The sequence below is a fragment of the Cnuella takakiae genome (assembly GCF_001953305.1).
Classification (GTDB): domain Bacteria; phylum Bacteroidota; class Bacteroidia; order Chitinophagales; family Chitinophagaceae; genus Flavisolibacter; species Flavisolibacter takakiae.
In genome coordinates this window covers 944,391-967,111 of sequence record NZ_MTFE01000010.1, presented here as the reverse complement: position 1 = coordinate 967,111, position 22,721 = coordinate 944,391, and the positions used below count along the sequence as shown (strand labels likewise).

The following is a 22,721-nucleotide window of genomic DNA, read 5'->3' as shown; positions in this document are numbered from 1 at the left end:
AATTAAACGCATTATATTTATTTCAACCCAATTCACAGAAGCAGGGATTTTTTCCCATAAAAAAACCAGCTTCAACTACTCCAATAGCCAATGACCGCCGGGGCGCAGCCCTGCACGAAAACCAATAGAAACCAGGATCAATATGGGCAGGATTTTTACCGTTGCATTTACATTTGAAGGAAGAAGTTATACGGCATTTGTCAAGATCTCCAATGGTGGCGATCTTTTTTCCGTGCACATCCACCTGCCCGACACCACCCTGCACCACCTCATTCCCGAAGGCAATATTTCTTACAACAGCACCACCGGTTTTCAGGCCATGCGACATGCCACACCCACACCTGCCCTTGAGCTGATGAGCCGGGTGATTGATGCCATTGAGGCACACCTGCAGCACCAGTGAGGACTATGGACCATGGACCATGGACTATGGACGACTTTGAAACTTTAGGTAGTCAGCTGCTGTCGGCAACAACTGTCGTCGATTGTCATTGGCCGTTGTCCATCGTCCTTCCTTCCCCATCATCCATGGCCCATCATCCATCGTCCTCTCCCCATCTTAGGCACTCCTTTTGTACCCCAAGCGGAAATCCCTGCCTGTGTACGAATTGCTGAAGTCCTTTGCTTACCTGGTGTTTGTATTGTATGCGCTATCCTCCTTATGGCTATTGATAAACGGGCTGATGCAACTCCATCTTTTGTGGCATTATAAGCGCGGTAAAAAAAGAGCTGCCGCTATCCAGCAGATGCCTGCGGTGCTGCCATTTGTCTCCATACAAATACCGGTATACAACGAACGTTATGTGATTGGCAGGCTGCTGCAATCGCTGGCAGGACTTGACTATCCTAAAGACCGCTTTGAGCTGCAGGTGCTCGACGATTCAACCGACGACAGCCAGGGCATTATCGATGCCGAAGTAGCCTGGTTGCAACAGCAGGACATACAGGTTTCGGTGTTGCGCCGCAAAGACCGGAAAGGCTTCAAGGCTGGCGCACTGCAAGCCGGTCTGCCCCTCTGTAAAGGCGAGCTGATCGCCATCTTTGATGCCGACTTTACCCCGCCGCCCAACTTTTTAAAAAGACTAATTACGCACTTCAACAATCCAAAAATCGGGCTGGTACAGGCCCGCTGGGGGCATATCAACGAATACGAAAACGCACTCACCCGCATCCAAACTTTTATGCTCGACACGCATTTTTCCATCGAGCAGTCGGGGCGGTATCATGCAGGCTATTTCATTAACTTTTGCGGCACGGCGGGCATCTGGCGCAAGCAATGTATTGAAGAAGCCGGCGGATGGGATGGCAGCGTACTCAGCGAAGACCTCGACCTATCCTACCGCGCCCAACTCAAAGGATGGAAACTGGTGTACGACCAGGATACCGAAGTGCCCGCCGAGCTACCCGCAGCCATTGAAGCCTACAAAGTGCAGCAGTTCCGGTGGACCAAGGGCACAGCGCAGATCTTCCGTAAAAACCTGAGCCTGCTGCTGCAAACGGCGATGCCGCTGAGTAAAAAAATCCATGGCATCTTTCACCTGCTCAGCTCCTTTATGTTTGTGGCCCTGTTTTTCAATGCCCTGCTCACCGTACCCATGCTGGTGTTCCGCAACATGTATCCCGAAATAGAGCAGCTGTCGCGCTATACCGTGGTGGCTTCGCTCAACCTGTTTGTGATCACTTTCTTTTACTATACAGGCAAACGTGCCCTTTCAAAAGAGCCGGCAACTTTCCTGCGCCACTACCCGCTATTTTTAGTAGTGAACATGGGTATGGCTGCGCAAAATTGCTGCGCCGTATTGCAAGGACTGTTCAGTAAAAAAGCCGTCTTTGTACGCACGCCCAAATCGAACAGCAATACACAGAACGTGTACCTGAGCCAGCGCATCAGCTGGCTTACCCTGTTCGAAATAGCACTGCTGCTGTACTACCTGGGTGGCGTGGTACTCAGCATCTACTTCAACGACTTTTTCCTCATGGGTTTTTTCTTCATGGTGATCTCGGGGCTGGCTTTTATCATCTTTCATTCGCTGGCGCAAACCAAGCCGATGCTGCAGTTGAAAGCGAGGTTTTCCTGAAAGGAGTTGACGGGTTTGGGAGCTTGCGGTTTGGGGTTTTTAGTTTTTTGTTTTTGGTTCTGCGTTCCAGGGTGCAAAGTGGTTAATTATCCTCAGAGGCTTTCATGCTGAACTTGTTCCGGCATCTCCGCTGGCACCGGAGTGTACAACAGCAACAGGCGATCTTAAAGTGCCTCGGGATAACAGCACCCAAGGCTAGTGTCATGCCGAACTTGTTTCGGCATCTCCTCAGGCTTCACGGTCTCCTACAGCCATAGGGGATGCCGACATGCCTCGGCATGACATCAACTAAAAACCTGAATGCTTTTGCCGTATCCTTAGCCCACGGTTTCAACCGTGGGTTTGCCGCACCTCGCAACCATCAGGAAACCGTTTCAACGGTTTCCCCAACTGCCAATAAACCCGCACTGCTGAATACCGCAGCAAAACAATTCCTTCCCAAACTTCTGGTTTGTTCACCGCAATAATCCCTAACATTGCACTGGCTTTAGGGGTGCTTCTGCAGGAAGCTGAGATCAAACCCTTTGAACCTGATCCGGGTAATACCGGCGAAGGGAAAAGCATGGCCCACCTGCTGGCCTATCTGCACATTCCGCTCCGGAGCCACCAAATTTTTATTTATGAAACAGGAAACCTGGAGCAGGATCGCCGCCGTGCGCCACCAGTCGCCGCTGGTGCACAGCATTACCAATTACGTAGTGATGAACAATACAGCCAATGCCCTCTTGGCTGCCGGCGCGTCGCCCATCATGGCTCATGCCCATTCCGAAATGGAGGACATGGTAGCCATCATCGGTGCACTGGTAGTTAACATCGGCACGCTGGATGAGTATTGGGTAAAAAGCATGGAGCTGGCTATTGCGCAAGCCACTGCCTTAGGTAAGCCTTGGGTGCTCGACCCCGTGGGTGCCGGCGCCACGCCCTACCGCAACGAGGTATTAAACAAGCTGATCACCGATTATAAGCCTTCCGTGATCCGGGGCAATGCTTCGGAGATCATGGCACTCGCCAGCATGCAGGGCCAAACCAAGGGTGTAGACAGCACCAATGCCGCCGAAGAAGCCATGGAAGCCGCCCGCCACCTGCAACAAGCCACGGGTGCCGTGGTATGCATCTCGGGAGCTACGGATTATATCGTTGGCAACGACAAGCTGGTAGCCCTGCACAACGGCCACCCGCTGATGTCCCGGGTAACCGGCATGGGTTGCACCGCCACCGCCCTCATCGGTGCTTTTTGCGCAGCCCACCCCACCGAGCTGTTTGAAGCCACGGTTGCCGCCATGGCCCTGATGGGTGTGGCGGGTGAAATTGCAGCCGAACAGGCAATGGGTCCCGGCACCATGCAGCTGCACTTCCTGGATGCACTGTACATCCTGCAGCCTGAAGACTTTATCCAACGCCTCCAAATTACCCAACAGCAGGATGCTTTTTCCGTATAAACTCTACCTCGTCACCGATGAGGGTGCCTGCCTGGGCCGCAACTTCTTCTGGGTGGTGGAGCAGGCCGTGCAGGGTGGTGTGGACCTAGTGCAAATCAGGGAAAAATCCCTCGACAGTGAAGCCTTTCTGGAAAAATCGCTCCGCCTGCGCGAACTGCTGGACCGCTATGGTGTGCCGCTTATTGTAAACGACAATGTGCCGGTGGCCCCGCAATGCGGCGCGGCAGGCGTGCATGTGGGCAATAGCGATATGCCGCCGCTTACCGCCAGAACGGCCATGCCGCAGGGCATACTCGGTTATTCAATCGAGTACGAGGCACAACTGCATAACCCGCACAGCGCAGCCGCCGACTACCTGGGCATCAGCCCCGTATTCGCCACCCACACCAAAACGGATACCGTTACAGAATGGGGGCTGGAAGGCATCGCCCGCATCAGGCAGCAGACGACCAAACCGCTGGTTGCCATCGGCAGTATCAACGAACACAATGCAAGGGCTGTAATCAAAGCTGGCGCCGACTGCCTGGCCGTGGTATCGGCCATTTGCTCGGCACCCCAACCCGCAACAGCAGCCGAAAGGCTGCGCAACGCAATAGAACAAGGAATATGAAATACCGTTATCCCGTAGTACTCACCATTGCCGGTTCCGACAGCGGCGGCGGTGCCGGCATCCAGGCCGACCTGAAGACCTTTTCCGCACTGGGATGTTTTGGCACATCGGCCATCACGGCCATCACCGCGCAAAACACGTTGGGTGTGCGGGGCATCCACAGCATCCCTGCCGATATGGTTCGCCAGCAGATCGAAGCCGTGCTGGAAGACTTGCAGCCTGCCGCCATCAAAATAGGGATGATCCATACCGCCGAACTGGCAACGACGATTGCACAGGCACTACAAGGCTATCAACAAATACCCATCATCCTCGACCCCGTGATGGTGGCTACCAGTGGTGCCCGGCTTATTGAGGAAACAACCGTGCATACGCTCCGGGAATTGCTGTTTCCGCTGGCTACCCTCATCACGCCCAACCTGGATGAAGCAGCCGTGCTGTACGGGCAAAATATTCCGGATGTGGCAGCCATGCAAACCGCAGCCCTTGCCCTTACGCACAACTGCAACGCGGTACTGCTGAAAGGCGGCCACCTCAAGGGCGAAAAGGTATTTGACGTGCTGGCGCAAAAAGAGGGCAGCACCGAAGTGTTTGCATCACCCTATATCGAAAGCAGCAACGTGCATGGCACCGGCTGCACGCTTTCTGCTGCCATTGCAGCTTACATGGCGCAGGGTGCTTCCCTGCACGAAGCCATTGTAATGGGCCGGGCATTTATTGCCAATGCCATTCAGTATGGCAGCGATGTACAAACAGGCAGGGGCAACGGCCCGCTCAATCATTTTTTTAACCCCAAACCATTACAGAAATATGCCGTGGAGTGAACAGGCCTGGCAGGCAGCAGCCCCCATTTACCAAAATATCCTGCAACATCCTTTTATCACAGAGTTGATGAACGGCAGCCTGGATAAAGATTGCTTTCGTTTTTACATAGCGCAGGATGCCCTCTACCTGGGTGCATTCAGCCGGGCGCTGGCACTGATTGCTGCGCGTGCAGGGGACACAGATACCTCCCTGCAGTTTATCCGTTTTGCCGAAGGCGCAATAGTGGTAGAGCAGGCATTACACGCCAGCTTTTTCCGGGAGCTGGCCATTGAAACAGCCGGCGCACCGGCACCTGCGGGTCATCATTATACCAATTACCTGCTGGCACAGGCCGCACTGGCGCCCATTGGCAATGCGATGGCTGCCGTGCTGCCCTGTTTCTGGATTTACAAACAGGTAGGCGACTATATCTACCAGCAGCAGCAAAAAGGCAGTAATCCGTACCAAAGCTGGATCGACACCTATGCCGGGGAAGAATTTGGATTGCTGGTGCAAAAAGCCATTGCCCACTGTGATGCGATGGCCGCGCAGGCCACAGCGGAGCAGCAGGCACAAATGACCGGATGTTTCGTACAGGCCAGCCGCTTTGAATGGATGTTCTGGGATAGCGCCTACCGGCAGGAACAGTGGCCGGTGTAAGCAGGAGGCAATCAAACAACCAACATAAACCTTTATCCCGCATGCCACCAACCGGTAAATGCAAAAACAGGATTTTGCAACGCAATCAATTCCGAATTGTACCGCCGCTTACGGCTGGATGCGTGTTGTAACCTAAAGAAATCTACAAGCACTGGCATTTCGCATTGTAAAGCAAAAGCCTTGTAGCTTACCCTGGCAACTTTCATTCAACACGCACCCATCACCATTCCCTATCCCCGCTTCCGGTACAACAAAAAATGCTGCATGGGCAGGGCATCGCTGAGGCGGTCGGGAACAAAGCCGTTGGCGGCCATTTCTTTGTTGGCCTGCACCACGCTGAGTTTGTGCAGTTCCTTGATGGGGATTGCAGGATCTTCTTTCCGGTACTCCAGCAGCAGGATCTTTCCGGTAGGTTTGAGTGCCTTGTAGAGGGCTTGCAGCATTTCCTGCGGGTAGGCCAGTTCGTGGTACACGTCCACCATAATGGCCAGGTCGATACTGCCTTCGGGGAGGTTGGGCCCCTGCTCCGTGCCCTGAACAACGGACACGTTGACGGCCCTGAGCTGGGTGCGGCGGGCTTCCAGGGCGGTGATGAACTCGGGTTGCACCTCAACCGCAAACACCCTTCCCTGGGGTACTTTGTCGGCCATACGGAAGGTATAATACCCGGTACCGGCACCGATATCGGCCACCTTGGTATCGGGTTGCAGTTGCATCAGGTCAATGGCCTGCTCTACGCCTTCTTCAATGTCGCGGCTGTTGCGCTCCAGCCAGTTGCCGCCGGCAGCGCTCATCACATGGGCTATTTCCCGGCCAAGGTATACCTTCCCCGTACCATCGGGATGCGGCTTTTTGTAGCTATAAACAGCCGGTTGTGCAGCAGCAGCGGCTTTGTTGGGCCTGGAGCTACAGCTGCATAATACCGCCAGTGTGGAGATCAGGAGGAGAAGTTTCATCGAAGGGCTTTGCTGCCCCAAAGAAAATCATTTAGCCCCGGATGGCATACCGGGGTGTTCTATTCTTTTACCAACGGCGGTATTTGCCGCCCAAAGGAAACACCCGGGTAGGGCCTCAAAGCCCCAGCCCGGGTGCTGGTTCCTGTTTTTATACCCATCAAAGCGCTTAAAGTTCTTTTACTTTAAAATCTTTCCAGCGCACTTTGATGCCGCCGCCATCGTGTATCTGTAGGGCAATAAAGCCTTCGCCTTTGCCGATCTTTTCATCATCCATCGACACCATTTTTTGTCCGTTGAGCCAGGTGTTTACCTTGTCACCTTTTACACGGATCTTCAGTTCATTCCATTCGCCGGGCTTCAGCGCCTGCTCGCCTTCGGCGGTGGGTTTTACCAGCCAGCCGCGGCCGTACGACTCGTAAATTCCACCGGTATGCTGCCCTACAGGCGCTACCTCTACCTGCCAGCCACTGATTTTAGTGCCTTCAATACCAGAGCGGAAAAACACGCCGCTGTTGCCATTGGCCTCCTGTTTGAAGCGCACGCTGAACTCAAAATCCTTGTAGGGTTTGTTGGTAGACAGGTAGCCATACTGTTTATCGGGACCGCTTTCGCAAATCAACTCGCCGCCTTCAACATACCATTTTTCGGTGCCGTGCACCGTCCAGCCGTTGAGGTCTTTTCCATTAAAAATCTGGGCTTTTTGGGCAAAAGCACCCAGGGAAAGGCAGCAGGCTGCCAGGCAAACAAACAATCGTTTCATGTGATCGGGGGTTATTACAGGGAAAGATAAGCAATCTGGGATATGGACCATGGACCATGGTTCATATCCCAGGTAGTAAAATTTCGACACATGCCCACAAGGCTTAGTATATTTACCAGCCGTATCCTACCGTCAGAAAAATTTCCATTGCCTGGTGGCCCGGAGCGGTTAAATTGCTCCAGCCCGTATGCGGATAGTTGTCCTGTTTATTTTTCTCGCCCTTAGCACCCTGGCCGCCGCCCAGCAGGCAAGCCTGGTAGTGGCCGTACACGATTCGGCCCGAAAGCCTCTTGCTGCTGCTACCCTTACCCTGCTAAGGTCGCCCGACTCCGTAGCAATAGCCACGCAGGTAAGCAACAGCACCGGCACCGTCACTTTTTCCGGCATAGCCAATGGCCACTACATTGTGCAGGCATCCCTCCTTGGCTATACACCCCGCTACCAGCCGGTACACCTGCAGGATAACCTTACGATCCAGATCAGCTTTGGCTATCCCGACCAGGGTGCCACCCTTGACGGCATCACGGTAATGGCCCGCCAGAAACTGGTGGAAGTACAGGCCGACAAAACCATTATCAACCTCGACGCCGGCCTTTCCAATACCGGCACCACCATGCTGGAAGCCCTGGAGCAGATGCCCGGCGTAACGGTGGATAAAGACGGCAATATCAGCCTCAAGGGCCGCAGCCAGGTGCTGGTGCTTATTGATGGCAAACAAACTTACCTGGCACCGGCAGCCCTGGCCACCCTGCTGCAGAATATGCCCGCAGCACAGGTATCGCAGGTAGAGCTCATGGACCAGCCCCCGGCACGCTACGATGCCGCAGGCAATGCGGGTATCATCAATATCCGCACAAAAAAGAACCGGCAGCAGGGTTTCAACGGTACCATCAACGCCGCCTTTGCACAGGGTTTTTACCCCAAAACCAACAACAGCCTCCAGCTGAACTACCGCAACGGCCGCTTCAACTACTTTTTCAACTACAGCACCAGCGCCAACAAACAATTTACCCGCATCGAAGCCCTCCGCCGCTATTACAATAGTGCCGGCCAGGCCAACCGCCTGCTGGAGCAACCTTCCTTTCTGCGGAGCCTGGGCACCAACAACACCCTGCGCACCGGCCTCGATTATGAAGCCAGCAAGAAAACATCCCTGGGTATGGTGCTGAGCGGCACCATCATCAGCCGCAACAGCGAGGGCGGCAACAGTGCCCTGTGGATGGATGCCAACCGCAAGATGGACTCGCTGATCAAGACCGTGAGCCATGCCGAAACGCGCTTTCGCAACGCGGGCCTCAACCTCAACATGCGCCACCAGCTGAATGCCAAAAGCGAGCTGGGCGCCGATGTGGACCTGCTGCTTTACCGCATTGGCAGCAACCAGGCTTTTGAAAACACCCGCATTTTTCCAGGCACCTACAACGAAGCCACCCGCGCCTCCATTCCTTCGCTGCTCAATATTGCATCGGCCAGGGTGGACTACAGCGTGCAACTTAAAAGGCTAAAGCTGGAAACCGGCGCCAAAACTTCCTTTGTGCATACCGACAACGATGCGCAGTACCACTATTTTGATGGCAGCTCCTGGCAGGAAGACCTGGGCAAAAGCAACCACTTCAGGTACCACGAAAATATAAATGCGTTGTACGGCAGTGCGGCCTATAAAAAAGGCCGCTGGAACCTGCAGGGTGGCCTCCGCTGGGAAAAGACCCGCTACAATGCCCGCCAGCTGGGCAATGCCGCACAAAAGGATTCTACTTTTGGCCGCACCTACAACAATTTCTTTCCATCGGTGCAGCTGGGTTTCGATATCGACTCCAACAACAGCATCAGCCTGAGCAGCAGCCGCCGCATCGACCGGCCGGCTTTTCAAAAGCTCAATCCTTTTTTGTTCATCATCAACAAATACACCTACCAGCAGGGCAACCCTTATTTCAGGCCCCAGTATACCTGGAACATAGAGCTGGAACACCAGTACAAGGGCATGCTCATCACCGGCATTACCTATAGCCGCACCACCGATTATTTTGCCCAGATATTTCCCATTGCCACCAACGGCATTGTGCTATATACCGAAGGCAACCTGGACCTGCTGGAAACATGGGCCGCAGCGGTGGGCCTGAACCTGAGCCCTGCAAAATGGTGGAGCTTTAATGCACAGTCGGTATTTACCCATAAAAAGATGGAAGGCTTTGTAGGCAGGGCCCTGCGTGCCGATATCAACCAGCTCAACTTTACCTGGAACAACCAGTTCCGCCTGCGCAAAGGCTGGTCGGGCGAACTGACCGGCGTATACACCTCGCGGAGCCAGCACGACATACAGGAAGTGGTGGATCCCGCAGGGCAGCTTTCCCTGGGTGTAGCCAAGCAGGTACTGCAGCAAAAAGGTACCGTGAAGCTGGCCGTACGTGATATTTTGTACACCCAGTGGATGAAGGGCAATACCTATTTCCAGCAGGCCGACGAATACTTCAAACTTACCCGCGATACCCGCGTGGCAACCATCTCCTTTTCCTGGCGTTTTGGCAAGGCCTATAAAACCGCCCGGCGCTCCGAGGGCGCTGCCGGCGAGGAAAAAGCAAGGGTAGGCACCAACTAATGCAGCCCTGCCCACCGGGGGCGGTAGCAGGCGATTGAAATTTGCCGCTTGCAGTACCTTTTTCTGTGCACCCTACAACAAGGTCATAGCAACCAACACCTTCACCAGCCGATGTGTACAAAAAATCGGCAAAAGGCCTGTACCTGTTTTATCCCCAATAGCGTCCATAAAATTGCACCGGCTGCGGTGCTTCCCACAATGCATACTGGCATCATTCCTGTCTGCAATAACAGGATAACGATTGTTTTATCTCCAAAAAGGCAGGGTATGAAAAGGAAGCAAGAACAAGTGCAGCACAAGACCACAAAGGATCAAACGACCCGCGATGAACAGCAGCGCCACGGTGATGAAGCTGCACCGGGCGACCATCGCGACGAAGCTGCCGTACAAGCAGAGAAAAAGCATAAGCATTCAAGCCATATCCGGAAAAGCGGCCGCCACAGCCGCGATAATTTTGGCAGCTACCGGGGCTATTAAAAACAGGCACCTTTTGTGTGTACTTGCTGCAGGCAAGCAAGCACAAAATGAAAAAAGAAGAGATCATCCCTTTCGACCTCAAGCGTATGCTGTTGGGGCAGGCACCGCCTGAATTTTTATTGGAAGTACTCATCCGCACCCTCATCGTTTACCTGGTGGCCATCATCATTGTACGGCTGTTGGGTAAAAGAATGAACGGCCAGATTTCCATTATCGAAATGTCGGTGATGGTGCTGATGGGTGCCATCCTTTCCCTGCCCATGCAGTCGCCCGACAGGGGTATTGTGCAGGGCATCGTGGCCCTGCTGACGGTGTTGTTTTTATTACGTGGTATCAACAAGATGGCTTTCCACCGGCCCAAACTAGAAAAGCTAATCCATGGTGAAGCCGTGGTGCTGATCAAAGACGGCATCCTCCAACTGGATCAATTGAAGGCCACTACCATTTCCAAACAGCAGCTTTTTGGTGTGTTGCGCAGCCAGCAGATCACCAACCTGTCCCAGGTTAAAAGGTTGTACCTCGAAGCTTATGGCGACTTCAGCGTGTACCGGAGTGAAGGGCCCGCACCGGGTCTGTCCATATTACCACCCAACGATAAAGAGCTGAATGATAACCTTACTGACACCGGGCAACAGGCATGTACCAACTGTGGTACCGTGCAGGAAGTACAGGGCCCCTGCAGCAATTGCGGACAACAAAAATGGACGGCAGCTATTCAATAAAAAACTATGAAACCGGAAGAAATAAAACTGGGCGACTGGATGCGTATGTGGATGGGGGAAGTGCCGCCACTTTTTTTGCTCGAAGTGGTAGTGCGCATCCTCATCATCTTTGTGCTGCTGATTGTATCGATGCGCCTGCTGGGACTGCGCATGGCGGCCCAACTGAACCGCATTGAAATGCTGGCGCTCTTTTCACTTGCAGCAGCTATTGGTGTGCCCCTGCAGGTACCGGATAAAGGCCTGCTGCCTGCCGTTATCATTGCTTTTGTGGTAGTGAGCGTGGGCAAACTGCTGGCGTGGACGGCCTTCAACAACCAACGTTTTGAAAACCTTACCGAAGATAATTACGCCATACTGGTAAAAGATGGCGTGGTGCAGATGAAGGAACTACGACAAACAAGCCTCACCATCGACCGGCTCAATGCCAAACTGCGCAGTCTTGGCGTAAAGCAGTTGGGCGAAGTGAAAAGACTTTACTTTGAAGCCAAGGGCAGCTTTTCGCTGGTACGCGAACAGGAACCTAAGCCAGGATTATCAGTACTGCCCGCTTTTGATGATGCTTTTATAAAAGAACAGGAAGCGGTAGGGGAACAGGTGTGCTGCACTTGCGGCACATCAAGCAAAACAGCGGGTGAAAGACAGGAGCAATGCACCAATTGTAAAAGTGATGAATGGCGGCCTGCCGTGCGGTGATGCAGGTGCGGTGCATCCCTGTTACCAACCGGTAATAACAGGCTGGATACTGCTCATCAAAAAATATTGTACGGTACCGGTGTTTGCTGCAGTTTTGGTTCAAACCAAACGCTTATGACCCGGCTGCTGTATGCCTTTGCACTCTTGTTTGTTTTTGCCAGTTGTACCAAAGAGCCGCTAAAGTCAGCACCCGCTCCCGAACTCAGTTTCAACCGCACGCTCTCTTTTCCCAACAGGAACGGTGAAATAAAACTTGCCACTTATAACAAGCTGCCGCAAATGGAGTCCATTGTGTCGATTAACGATGGCAAGCTGCGATTATTCTTTAATGTGCCTGCGGCCACCGAAGGCAGCACTGGCGAAGGCATTGCGCTGGACCTCAGCACAGCAGCCATCGGCAAGTCGCTGATCCGCGACTACAGCTTCGACAGCAACGGGGAAAAGATCCTGTACGCCCGCTACAATTTTACCAACAATGTAAGCACCACCAGTTTCTGGTCCAACCTTGTTGAAAGCCTATCACCAGGCCAGTGGAGTGGCAACCTGCGCATCACCGGTTTTGATGCAGTTAACCGCACCATCAGCGGCAGTTTTACCATCAATGCCACCAACCTGTTTTACGATCCCACCATCCGCAACGGGAACACGCCGCCCGATGTAGCCAACCGCTGCAACCTGCAATTGGAAGGCAGTTTTGCGCATGTAAAAATCAGGTAAGGAAAAGGGTATTTCAGCGTCCTTTGTGTCATGCCATTTTTAACTAGGTAGTTCAGTTTGTACAATAAGAGATTGTACTGCCTACTTGAACATGGTATCATACTGAAGTGCAGCTTAAAATAAAATTCTGGTAAGGTCAAAAAGTATAAGGGGTGATGCTACAGCAGCCTTTATACTTTTCCATTTTGATTATAGCATCAGTTTGGGCGCTTGTATGCTCAAAGACTGTAACTGATAGCTTGCACCTTTTCGTCCCTATTCTTGAAAATGTTTGAGATCTGGCAAGTGAGCCCGTAGGGCTATAATTTGAATAGCCGCCGGTGCAACCGGCGGTTAAGAACGTATCAATCAAACGGAGCGCCCAGCCCCGTAGGGGTTGAACCTCGAACCTTAAGCTGTTTCAACCCCTACGGGGTTGGGCATTTGAAAACTGGCGCTACTTTCTTTTCCGCCGGTTGCACCGGCGGCTATTTTTGTTGAAGCCCTGAAGGCTTCTGTTGCCATTTCCGAAGCTATTTTGAAGGGTTATCCTATTACCTGTGTTGCTTCGGGTTTGCAACAACCAGCAACTCCTTCCGTAACCATCTTTAAAATTGTATGATGCTTTTTGCCTTTTGCCTTATTGTTTTTGCTACACCTGCCATCGAAAGCAAATCAATCTTGTAAACCGGGCAAACCTTAAATCCAGCTAACTTACGGGGCAAATACCGTTCACATGCGCACACCCCTGTTATGGCTCCTGCTGCTGATTTGTAGCGCAGCACAGGCCCAGCAAGATACCAGCTGGAAAATGGCCGACCACTACGACAAGTCCGAGTACTTCATCCCGGCACGCGATGGCGTAAAACTGTATACCATCGTGTACACACCCAAGGACAAGTCGAAGGCTTATCCTTTTCTCATCAACCGCACCTGTTACAACGCCTCCAGCTACCGCAACTTCGATACACATGGACACCCATCGAAGTACCTGGTGCAGGAAGGATATATACTGGTGTTCCAGGATGTGCGCGGCCGCTACATGAGCGGCGGCAGCTTTAACAATATGACGCCCAACATACCGGGCAACAACCCTAAGAACAAACAGGATATTGACGAAAGTTCCGACACCTGGGACAGCATCGACTGGCTGGTAAAAAACATCAAGGGCAACAATGGCAAGGCCGGCATCTTTGGTATTTCCTATCCAGGTTTTTACAGTGCCGCTTCGCTTCCCGATGCGCACCCTGCACTCAAAGCTGCCAGCCCGCAGGCGCCGGTATCCGACTTTTTCTTCGACGATTTCCACCACATGGGTGCCTACCTCCAAAGCTATACGGCTGCTTTTCCTGTGTTTGGCGTTCCGAAAAAAGACACCACCCGCGAGGAATGGTACGAGCCACAGCTGATGAAGCTGTACAACAATGCCCCCAGGGATGCTTATAAGTTCTGGCTGGCAAAAGGACCGCTGAAAAACATCACCAAAGACTATTACAGCGAAGACGTATTCTGGAACCAGGTGATCAACCACCCCAACTACGATACCTTCTGGCAAAAGCGCAGCATCCTGCCCCACCTGAAGAAAGATATCAAACCCGCGGTGCTCACTGTTGGCGGCTGGTTTGATGCCGAAGACCTCTATGGCCCCTTAAATATTTACAAAACCATCGAGCGCAATAATCCCGGCACCAAGAACCGCATCGTAATGGGCCCATGGGCACATGGCGACTGGGCAAGGGAAACCGCAAAAGGCATCCACAACCACATTTATTTTGGCGACAGCATTGCCTCATTTTACCAGAAAAACATAGAGCTGCCGTTTTTCAACTACTACCTCAAGGACAAAGGCACCGATACCCTGCCCGAAGCATGGCTGTTCAACACCGGCAGCAAGGAGTGGCAAAAGTTTGATGTGTGGCCGCCTAAGAACACACCGCAGGTACAATTGTATTTCGGCCCCAACGGCCAGTTGTCGGTAAACAAACCCGTTGACCCAAGCACCGCATTCGATTATGTGAGCGACCCTGCCAAACCGGTACCTTATACCTCGCAGGTAGAAGGCCTCACCTTTACGCCCCGCGCCTTTATGAGCGACGACCAGCGCGAAGCCAGCCGTCGCCCCGATGTACTGACCTTTCAAACCGAGCCCCTCACCGATGCCGTGACGCTTGCCGGTGAAATACTGGCCAAACTAAAAGTGGCCATCAGCACCACCGATGCCGACTTCGTGGTAAAGCTCATTGACGTGTACCCCGACAACCACCCACAGTATGAACACAATCCCAAGAACATCGTGATGGGCGGTTACCAGCAGCTGGTGCGCCACGAAGTGTTCCGCGGCCGCTTCCGCAATTCGTTTGAAAAACCCGAGCCCTTTGTACCCGGCCAGCCTACCGATGTAAGCATACCGCTGCAGGATGTGTTGCATACCTTCAAAAAAGGACACCGCATCATGGTGCAGGTACACAGCACCTGGTTCCCTTATATCGACCGCAACCCGCAGAAGTTTGTGGAGAATATTTACAAAGCCGATGAGAAGGATTTTATCAAGAGCAGCATACAGGTATTTGGTTCTTCTTCGGTGAGCGCTGGCGGCGAGCAGCACCCGGTGAAGGCTACGGGGAAGACGTTTTAATAAGTGTGTAATTATACTCGGTACCAAAATGTATGTGCAACTCCTGGAGTCTGCCAAATTTCAAGGTCCAAAGCAGGCCGCAAAACAAATGCTTTGGTAAGGAGTGACCTATAGCTTTTTTCTGTGTACATATTAGCCCAACGAAAAGCTACCCTGTAGAAGCCCTGCTGTGCATGGTTGTGATAATCAGTGAACAAACTCGTGGTACAGATTTAGGGTATTTAGTTGGCTAAACATTAAACACATGAAAAAACACCCTTACTCCCAGCGTTTGTTTGGTATGCGCAAAGGAGCCGTAATGATGTCGCTGTTGCTGATGGTAGTGGCTGGTTTTACCGCCTGCCAAAAAGCTGATTACGAACCACCGGCTCCCGGCTACGAAAGCATTCAACCTTCCAAGGCAAAACCAGCCTGGGGTCCGACGTTAACGCAGCAAATGCAAGCTGTAATTGAAACCCTCGATACCATTGCGCCTGCACCCATCGAATCCCTCACACCCGAGCAGGCACGCCTGCAACCCGGCCCAACAGAAGCTGTGATGCGGGTGATGAATAATTTCAGGATACCCATGCCGCTTTCAGGTGTTGATACCATGGGCCGTGAAATTCCCGTTGCCGGTGGTACCATTCATGCACGTGTGTATACCCCCCGTACCGGCAGGTCCAACTATCCCCTCATTGTATACTACCATGGCGGTGGATGGGTGATCGCTACCATCGATACCTATAATGCATCGGCGCAGGCCCTTGCCGAAAAAACAGATGCTGTAGTGGTGTCGGTAGAATACCGCAAAGGCCCCGAGTTCAAGTTTCCTACCGCACACCAGGATGCTTATGCCGCTTACCAGTGGGCCGTTGAAAATGCAGCTTCCCTCCGTGCCGACTCAGCCAAGGTGGCCACTGCAGGCGAAAGTGCTGGCGGCAACCTGGCTGTGAATGTGGCCATCATGGCAAGGGATAATGGTTATAAGATGCCTCGCCACATCCTGTCGGTGTACCCCGTTGCAAGTAACGATCTGTCGTTGCCTTCAAAGATTACCTATGCCGCAGCCAAGCCCCTCAACACGCCCATGCTGCCCTGGTTCCTGGGTCATTACCTGAATAGCATGGATGAGGCCGCCAACCCCATGATCAACCTGCTGGCTGCCGATGTTAGCGGTTTGCCTACCACTACCATCATCAACGCGGAAATTGACCCGCTGGAAACGGAAGGTGCACTGCTGACCGATAAGATGCGTGCTGCCGGTGTGGATGCAACCCGCCAGTTGTACACCGGTGTTACCCACGAATTCTTTGGAATGGCCACCGTGGTGCCCGAAGCCAAAGCGGCACAGGACTTTGCTGCATCGAGGCTGAAGGCTTCATTGCAGTAAACCGTTGGTATTAGAGGCAACACCAATCCTGAAGCTGTAGCAAGTTGAATGGATATACGCAGCAAAAGATTGGAAGCAGTTAGAAATTTTAGTTCGTTGCATTCCTAAACAAAGCGTCCTTGCACATGCAAGGACGCTTTGTTTTTTCATATGAAATAATGGGGACAAAACCGGCTGCCGTTGCCCGTTATAAGCCCGCTGCTTTCGCGGATGCCCATGCCTGCGGGCATACCGCCGATGATCCAGCTGCCCAGTACGGGTTTGTTGTGTTTGAAGTCGGGCAGTTCGAAATACTCCTGGTACACAAAACCTTCACTGCCATAATCGCCACCCTGTTCTTCTATGGTGCGGCCATTCCAAACAATACTCACATTGGCGCCCTCGCGGCTGTACACGGGCTTTTTTACATAGTGGCGCATACCACCGTCCTTGTTGAAATAAGCCGGCAGGATATAGGGCGAGTCCGGGAAAAGTTCGTGCAGGTACACCAGCAGCATCTTGTTGGAAAGAATGGCCTTGTAAGGCGGTTCAATCCACAAGGTATGGTCCATGTTGTGAGGCAGGTAGGAGCTGAACTCCTCGTTGAACAACCACTCCCATGGGTATAGCTTGAATACATTAGTGAGTGGCTGGCCCGCGGCTGTATGAAAATGACCGGGGTCGTCAACACCAATGTCTTCCATATAGGTAAAACCAGTAAGTATGTCTGCCTGGAAGGCGCAGTCTTCCAGGTATTTTACCGTCATATAATCTTCCACGCTGTCTTTGATACAGGCAAAGTAGAGCGGCCCATTGTATAGCCATTGCTTGCACGCCTGCATATGGGCTACCAGCTTTTCGTGAATGGAATTGAACTGGTCGTACATAGGGTCAAACTCCTGAAGCCAGTACCACTGTATCACCGAAGCTTCCAGCAAGGAAGTAGGTGTGTCGGCGTTAAATTCCAGCATCTTGATGTCGGTGCCATTATATGCCAGGTCGAAGCGGCCGTAAAACGAAGGATTATCATTCTTCCAACTCCATTCAATAAAGTCGGCAAAGGCGGGCTGTATATGAAATTCTTTGTACAGCTTTTTGTTTACAACATGATCCACCACCTCCAGGCACATCCGTTGCAGCTCGGAGGTAGCCTTTTCTATAACATCAATTTCGGCTGCGGTAAATGCATAGGCTGCGCTTTCGTTGTAATACGAATCAATGTCGTAAAACAGGAAACCCTGGTCTGCTATTTTCTGGGTCCAGTTGGGTCGTGGGGTGATGGGTATGCGCTGCATAAGCTTGGTTTCGGAGAGCTATTTAATGTTGTTTTGATGGGGTGTGGCCGCCCTTGTATTTGGGTAGCCTTGCAGTAAAAAAGCCAACAAGGCTACATAGGTATTGCAACGAGCAAAAGGCTGTAATAGTTGGAAAAGGGAATCACTAATACCATTTTTACATTGGTCGTGAACATGGAAATCTTGCAGCTTGCAGCTAAAAGCTTGTAGCTTTTACCCAATTATTTACAACTGGTATAAGCAACCATCAACTGATACCACTACGGCCTGAGCGGCCAAAGCCTCCGGTACGTATTTTTCCTGCTTTGAACCCAGGGTTGCTGATCTGTGTGGCAGTAGCCCCCTGGTAAGATGCAGGGCTGATGCGGCCAAGTATCAATGGGTACCAGAAGCCGCCAAAATAACGGTATTGGTTGCCATGCAGGGTTGTATCGCGGGTACTGCCGTTTTGGGCTCCCACAATCCATTCATCCTTTTTTTCCTTTTGTGCGCAACTGCTGATGGCGGCCAGCAGCACGCTACACAGTACCACATTATTCGACTTTTTCATACAGCACACAATTTAAGCATAAGCAGTGCTTTGCGGTGCAATTATGGTACTGCAAATACTGACAATCCCCGGATTTTGTTATGCTTTCTAATGAGGCTTGTTATGCCTTTTCGCATAAAAAAAATGCATTTGTTTCCACTGAAAATCGATAATTTGTTTGTCGAAATATAATACTGCTCAGAAAAAGAGCACCCCAAAGCACATCTGTTACCCGCCCCAGTTCCTTTCTAAAACCAATGTGGGTGGAATGCATTTCTTCCCCGTTTTTATTGTCCAGCCCATACTGATTGTAAACCGTGCATAAACCAATCCTGACTTCCGGGGCCGCCTGTTGCGGTGCTGCTGTGCGGGAACAACAGTTTGCTATTATGAGCAGAAGAAAAAGTGTGCTGATTTATTTACTGGCGGGTATGGCATTAGTGCTCCATTTTGGTCTTTCCAAACTATTCAAGGAGCCTTTTCCTTCCTTTGTTTTTCCTGCATTTGCCCGTGTGGCGCCCATCACCGGCCTGTACCATACCGATGTGATGGAAGTGTATGCCCTCGATGACCGGGGCGACTCGGTAGTGCTGAATAAACGCCATGTGTTTGGAAAAGCCAAACTGATTTACGCCCCTACCATTTTCAAAACCCTTATGCGCAAAGAGCAAGCTATCAGGGCCAGGCCACGGGATCCTACGCTGGAAAACATGCGCCGGGAGCGGGCGCAATTCCTGAAGATGACCCGTGCACACCTGAAGACCCTGTATCCCCAAAAAAACTTCCTGATGCTGGTGGTAGTTGTTGGAAGGAAGCGGCATGATGCAAGAAGTGGCCTTACTGACGGCGGACTGCATGATCAGCAAATCACCCGAATTCCATTGTTATGAAATTTCTGGCGCAACAGCTGTTTGGTACCTACCAGTACGGAGCACAAGGCCTTTCCCTTTACCGCTTGGTGTACTGCATGTTTGTGGTGCTGGTCATGGGGCTTCCGTCTTTTGCCTGGCTTGGACCCCATCTCAATTATATATTCCATCCACCTGCTTTCAGTTTTGCTGCCTTGTTCCGGGGTTTCCCTGGGGCCGGTTTTTTTATTGCATTTACCCTTGTCAACCTGCTGTCTTTTTTCCTGATGTTCATTGGCTGGTATACCAGGTGGGCATCACTGGTCTTTTCGGGTACTTATATCCTGCTGGCCAGTTTTGGTTTTTCCTTTGGCAAAATTGACCATGGCAGTCTGATGTACTTCACGCCATTGTTCATGGCCTTCACCGGCTGGGAGCGTCATTTTTCTGTCGATGATTACCTGGCGCGGCGTAAGGATATCTGGGTGCCGCCCGTACCATCGGATTCGCGGAGCTTCGCCCTTGCCCTGCTGGCACTTTGCCTGGGCTTTGGCTTTTTCACAGCCGGCAGCATCAAGATCATCGGCGGATGGGGACAGTGGCACGTGGAGGGTGTGAAGTACCAGTTGTTTCAAAATTATTATACATCGGGAAGGACCCGTTTTCTCGCAAGTCACCTGATGCGCATCAATAACCATGTCTTCTGGAAGCTGATGGATTATTCCACGCTGATTTTCGAAGTAGGATTTTTACCTGCGGCCATCAACGCCCGTGTTTTCCGGGTGTTTTTGGGAACAGCCGTCGTGTTCCATCTTGTTGTGTTGCTCACCTTCAACATTTCATTTGCCGGCAACCTGCTGGCTTATCTTCCGTTTGCCAATTGGGATAAATTGAGCACACAATTGCTGCCTGCCTACTCCCGTTTAAAGAAGTTGTTTTATGGCGCCACCCTGCTGCTGGCAACGGCTTTTCTGGTCTTCTGGCTGGTTAGTCTTGCCGGCAACAAGTATGCACTTGAGTTTCGCTCCCTGCTAAAAGTCATGGCATCGGCAATGCGGTTCACTCCCTTCAACCACTTGATCATTCATAGCCTGTCGGTGTTGTTGCTGTTCTTTTTGCTGCTGCACACCCGGATGTTTAATACAATGTTCAGGTTGTTTTTCATTAAAAGTGTAGCCAAATGAAGCAGTTGGCACTGCGCTTCTTTGATTGTTTGCGTGCAGGCAAACTTCCCAAATCCCCTGGCATGCCCAACCTGTATAGGGTATACCGAACTGGCATCCGGTCGCATTGTCGTTATAGCCGTAAATTGCTGCAATCAGAAACAAGCTGCTCCTGATTAGCCAGTTGCTAAAAGGTTTTTACAGCCAGTAAATTTTAAAACGTATGCAGCCCCCCGGTGACCATCCCATCATCCTGTTCGACGGTGTTTGCAACCTTTGCAACAGCACCGTACAGTTTGTGATCCGCAACGATAAAAATGGAGTGTTCCGCTTCGCTTCCCTACAATCGGAAAGCGGCAAACACCTGCTGGCACAGACCGGTTTGAAGGATGATATGGGTAGCGTAGTGCTGGTGGAAAGCGGAAGGGTGTACCGGTACTCCACGGCAGCTTTGCACATTGCACGCCGGCTCGATGGCGCCTGGCCTTTGTTGTATGGGCTGATGATTGTGCCTCCATTTATTCGTAACGGCGTATACCGTTTTATTGCCAAAAACCGCTATCGCTGGTTTGGGCAAAAACAAACCTGCTGGGTGCCTGCGCCGCAGTTGCAGTCACGTTTTCTTGAGTGAAAAATAGATGGATCCAAGGGCGGTTTTTTTATGGTGATGTTGCCTGCTGTGTTCGTTTTGTGTAGGTCATGCGGGTTGTGGAAACCGTTGAAACGGTTTCCTGTTTTTCAATTTGGCGGCATTACCCACGGTTGAAACCGTGGGCTAATTATTATGACCTCAACCCCAACTCAGTTGTAACCTTAACTTGGTATTACTGAATACTTTTCCTTATAAGCGGCAGCAGTTTGCCTGCTATCACTTCATATCCTTTGTCGGAAGGATGCAGCCCATCATAGGTCATGGCAACAGCATCTAGCGGGTAAGGGTATTCGTCTGTATCCGGGTTGAAAGGAACACCGATAAAATCCGGGTAGGAATAGTTGCGGTAAGCGCCTGCTGTTTGCGGGTCTTTCAGGCGCTTGAAACGCACCAGGTTTTTATGGGCCAGTTTCTTTTCGTGGTACAGGTCCACCACCCTGATCCCTTCGGCCCTGCCGATGGCTTTGATGGCATTGGCAAACTGCTCGAGGTGCTGGCCTTCCTTGTCGCGGTAGCTGCCCCATGCGTTGTTTTTGGGATTGTTGATATACACGAAATCCACCCGGGGCATGGGTGTGATCAAAATGATTTGCGCATCGGGGTTCAGGGCCTTTAGCTTATTGATGATGATGCGGAAAGAACCATTCACGGTGGCGTTGCCTGAATTGTTTTTGTAATCGGCAAAGCTACCCAGCGGGCGGCCACGCCACCAGTCGTTGGTACCCAGGAAGATGGTATAGAGATCGGCTTTCACAAGGCCCAGGTTGTGGATGCTGTCGGCAATGCGGCCAGCCGTCCAGCCATTGTGCCCCTGGTTGATGACGTGCAGACCCGGTACTTGTTGCTGCACCAGGGTCATATAGCCTTTGGTAATGCGGTTGCCTGTTTCACTGGGATGATCGTTGAGGTAGGTGATTGAGTCGCCAATGGCCACCCAGGTATGTTCGCGCTGGCTGAAAGCGGCCAGCAACAGGATGAAGGAAAGCAAGGCAATACGCAGGAAAGACAAGATCGTTTTCATGCTTAAACATAAAAAGAAAATGCATGCTGGTGGCCGGGCAACTAAATGCGCCGTTGCTGCCCGCCTGCATTTATCTTTGGTTCAATTCAAGTACAATGAAACAAATGCTCCTGGCTGCCGCCTTGCTATTTACCGGAAACCTGTTGTATGCCCAGTCTGCCGACAGCACCCAGAAACAGGTAGTGGAAGCCTCCTGCGGGCAGTGCCGTTTTGGAATGAAAGGTGAAGGCTGCAACTTGGCGGTGCGGATCAATGGCAAAGCCTATTTTGTTGACGGCACTGCCATCGACGACCATGGCGATGCGCATGCACAGGATGGCTTTTGCAATGCCATCCGTAAGGCCGAGGTAAAGGGGCGCGTGGAAAAGGACCGGTTTGTGGCTACCTACTTTAAATTACTCCCCGAGGTCAAAAACAAATAAATAGCAAAAAGCCGGTGCCAACGCACCGGCTTTTTGATGATCATCATGCCGATCCTTTTAACCGTTTCCATGCAAAAGTGAGCGCTGCCACCGGCGACTCGAAGAGCTTGGGTGTGCCATCATCATCGGTAACGGTTTCGCCTGTTATCGGGCCTGATAGCGGCTCCTGTGTATAGTAGGTGGCGGTAAAGTATTCCGTTGGGATGATGTTGGGGTTTTCCCTGTTTGCCGGGTGCGGATCTACTTTAAGCCAAACATCCCTACCGTCGATATTCTGGTGTTCAATCATATTGTATGGGTTTAGGGTGAATAGT

General features: G+C 51.9%; 23 protein-coding genes and 1 riboswitch. Of the genes, 17 read left to right on the top strand and 6 right to left on the bottom strand.

Annotated features, from left to right (window positions below):
- Positions 1-142 precede the first annotated feature (142 nt).
- The 6 genes from BUE76_RS04635 to tenA all read left to right on the top strand — a co-directional run bounded on the left by BUE76_RS04635 (position 143) and on the right by tenA (position 5,591).
- Positions 143-403: a hypothetical protein gene (locus BUE76_RS04635; RefSeq protein ID WP_073045054.1), complete on the top strand. Its 261-nt coding sequence runs from the start codon at positions 143-145 to the stop codon at positions 401-403.
- A gap of 196 nt (positions 404-599) precedes the next feature.
- The gene (locus tag BUE76_RS04630; RefSeq protein WP_143157370.1) at positions 600-2,078 is read left to right on the top strand and encodes a glycosyltransferase; all 1,479 of its coding nucleotides are present in this window, start codon (positions 600-602) and stop codon (positions 2,076-2,078) included.
- Between the two features lie 479 nt (positions 2,079-2,557).
- Positions 2,558-2,652: riboswitch (TPP riboswitch) on the top strand.
- A gap of 46 nt (positions 2,653-2,698) precedes the next feature.
- The gene (gene thiM / locus BUE76_RS04620; RefSeq protein ID WP_073045052.1) at positions 2,699-3,517 is read left to right on the top strand and encodes a hydroxyethylthiazole kinase; all 819 of its coding nucleotides are present in this window, start codon (positions 2,699-2,701) and stop codon (positions 3,515-3,517) included.
- Positions 3,501-4,127: a thiamine phosphate synthase gene (thiE, locus tag BUE76_RS04615; protein WP_073045051.1), complete on the top strand. Its 627-nt coding sequence runs from the start codon at positions 3,501-3,503 to the stop codon at positions 4,125-4,127. The genes thiM and thiE overlap by 17 nt, the downstream gene beginning before the upstream one ends.
- Positions 4,124-4,951, top strand: coding sequence for a bifunctional hydroxymethylpyrimidine kinase/phosphomethylpyrimidine kinase (thiD, locus tag BUE76_RS04610; protein WP_073045050.1), 828 nt, complete (start codon positions 4,124-4,126; stop codon positions 4,949-4,951). Before thiE ends, thiD begins: the two co-directional genes overlap by 4 nt.
- The gene (gene tenA / locus BUE76_RS04605; protein WP_073045048.1) at positions 4,938-5,591 is read left to right on the top strand and encodes a thiaminase II; all 654 of its coding nucleotides are present in this window, start codon (positions 4,938-4,940) and stop codon (positions 5,589-5,591) included. The genes thiD and tenA overlap by 14 nt, the downstream gene beginning before the upstream one ends.
- A 230-nt stretch (positions 5,592-5,821) precedes the next feature.
- Here the strand turns inward: tenA and BUE76_RS04600 are convergent, their stop codons facing one another.
- Together BUE76_RS04600 and BUE76_RS04595 are read right to left on the bottom strand one after the other, a co-directional pair.
- Positions 5,822-6,547 (bottom strand): class I SAM-dependent methyltransferase, encoded by a 726-nt coding sequence (locus BUE76_RS04600; RefSeq protein ID WP_073045046.1) that lies wholly within the window; start codon positions 6,545-6,547, stop codon positions 5,822-5,824.
- Between the two features lie 166 nt (positions 6,548-6,713).
- On the bottom strand, positions 6,714-7,307 hold the full coding sequence (locus BUE76_RS04595) for a 3-keto-disaccharide hydrolase (RefSeq protein WP_073045044.1): 594 nt from the start codon (positions 7,305-7,307) through the stop codon (positions 6,714-6,716).
- Positions 7,308-7,494: 187 nt separating this feature from the next.
- On the opposite strand from BUE76_RS04595, the gene BUE76_RS04590 reads away from it, so the two are divergent.
- From BUE76_RS04590 to BUE76_RS04560, 7 genes are all read left to right on the top strand, one after another.
- Complete coding sequence (locus BUE76_RS04590; protein WP_073045042.1) at positions 7,495-9,903, top strand: outer membrane beta-barrel protein; 2,409 nt, start codon at positions 7,495-7,497, stop codon at positions 9,901-9,903.
- Positions 9,904-10,170: 267 nt separating this feature from the next.
- A complete protein-coding gene (locus BUE76_RS04585; protein ID WP_073045041.1) occupies positions 10,171-10,380 on the top strand; it encodes a hypothetical protein in 210 nt (69 codons plus the stop codon).
- A 47-nt stretch (positions 10,381-10,427) separates the two neighbouring features.
- On the top strand, positions 10,428-11,102 hold the full coding sequence (locus tag BUE76_RS04580) for a DUF421 domain-containing protein (RefSeq protein WP_073045175.1): 675 nt from the start codon (positions 10,428-10,430) through the stop codon (positions 11,100-11,102).
- A 6-nt stretch (positions 11,103-11,108) separates the two neighbouring features.
- Positions 11,109-11,795: a DUF421 domain-containing protein gene (locus tag BUE76_RS04575; RefSeq protein WP_073045039.1), complete on the top strand. Its 687-nt coding sequence runs from the start codon at positions 11,109-11,111 to the stop codon at positions 11,793-11,795.
- 114 nt (positions 11,796-11,909) lie between these two features.
- Positions 11,910-12,512 carry a hypothetical protein gene (locus BUE76_RS04570; protein WP_073045037.1) on the top strand — a complete coding sequence of 201 codons (603 nt, stop codon included), beginning with the start codon at positions 11,910-11,912 and terminating at the stop codon, positions 12,510-12,512.
- Positions 12,513-13,227: 715 nt separating this feature from the next.
- Positions 13,228-15,126: a CocE/NonD family hydrolase gene (locus tag BUE76_RS04565; protein WP_073045036.1), complete on the top strand. Its 1,899-nt coding sequence runs from the start codon at positions 13,228-13,230 to the stop codon at positions 15,124-15,126.
- A gap of 244 nt (positions 15,127-15,370) precedes the next feature.
- Positions 15,371-16,498 carry an alpha/beta hydrolase gene (locus tag BUE76_RS04560; protein ID WP_216820624.1) on the top strand — a complete coding sequence of 376 codons (1,128 nt, stop codon included), beginning with the start codon at positions 15,371-15,373 and terminating at the stop codon, positions 16,496-16,498.
- Positions 16,499-16,644: 146 nt separating this feature from the next.
- Here the strand turns inward: BUE76_RS04560 and BUE76_RS04555 are convergent, their stop codons facing one another.
- Positions 16,645-17,772: a glutathionylspermidine synthase family protein gene (locus tag BUE76_RS04555; RefSeq protein WP_073045035.1), complete on the bottom strand. Its 1,128-nt coding sequence runs from the start codon at positions 17,770-17,772 to the stop codon at positions 16,645-16,647.
- A gap of 247 nt (positions 17,773-18,019) precedes the next feature.
- Complete coding sequence (locus BUE76_RS04550; protein WP_073045033.1) at positions 18,020-18,322, bottom strand: hypothetical protein; 303 nt, start codon at positions 18,320-18,322, stop codon at positions 18,020-18,022.
- A 368-nt stretch (positions 18,323-18,690) separates the two neighbouring features.
- On the opposite strand from BUE76_RS04550, the gene BUE76_RS04545 reads away from it, so the two are divergent.
- The 3 genes from BUE76_RS04545 to BUE76_RS04535 all read left to right on the top strand — a co-directional run bounded on the left by BUE76_RS04545 (position 18,691) and on the right by BUE76_RS04535 (position 20,943).
- Positions 18,691-19,191, top strand: coding sequence for a hypothetical protein (locus tag BUE76_RS04545; protein ID WP_073045031.1), 501 nt, complete (start codon positions 18,691-18,693; stop codon positions 19,189-19,191).
- A complete protein-coding gene (locus BUE76_RS04540) occupies positions 19,188-20,333 on the top strand; it encodes a hypothetical protein (RefSeq protein WP_073045029.1) in 1,146 nt (381 codons plus the stop codon). The genes BUE76_RS04545 and BUE76_RS04540 overlap by 4 nt, the downstream gene beginning before the upstream one ends.
- Before the next feature lie 202 nt (positions 20,334-20,535).
- Positions 20,536-20,943, top strand: a complete 408-nt coding sequence (locus BUE76_RS04535) for a thiol-disulfide oxidoreductase DCC family protein (RefSeq protein WP_073045027.1) — start codon at positions 20,536-20,538, stop codon at positions 20,941-20,943.
- Between the two features lie 193 nt (positions 20,944-21,136).
- Here BUE76_RS04535 and BUE76_RS04530 read toward each other — a convergent pair whose 3' ends face one another.
- A complete protein-coding gene (locus BUE76_RS04530; protein WP_073045026.1) occupies positions 21,137-21,985 on the bottom strand; it encodes an SGNH/GDSL hydrolase family protein in 849 nt (282 codons plus the stop codon).
- Positions 21,986-22,080: 95 nt separating this feature from the next.
- Here BUE76_RS04530 and BUE76_RS04525 point away from each other — a divergent pair, with 95 nt between their 5' ends.
- The gene (locus BUE76_RS04525) at positions 22,081-22,407 is read left to right on the top strand and encodes a DUF6370 family protein (RefSeq protein WP_073045172.1); all 327 of its coding nucleotides are present in this window, start codon (positions 22,081-22,083) and stop codon (positions 22,405-22,407) included.
- 43 nt (positions 22,408-22,450) lie between these two features.
- Here the strand turns inward: BUE76_RS04525 and BUE76_RS04520 are convergent, their stop codons facing one another.
- Positions 22,451-22,696, bottom strand: coding sequence for a hypothetical protein (locus BUE76_RS04520; protein ID WP_073045025.1), 246 nt, complete (start codon positions 22,694-22,696; stop codon positions 22,451-22,453).
- Positions 22,697-22,721: the final 25 nt, after the last annotated feature.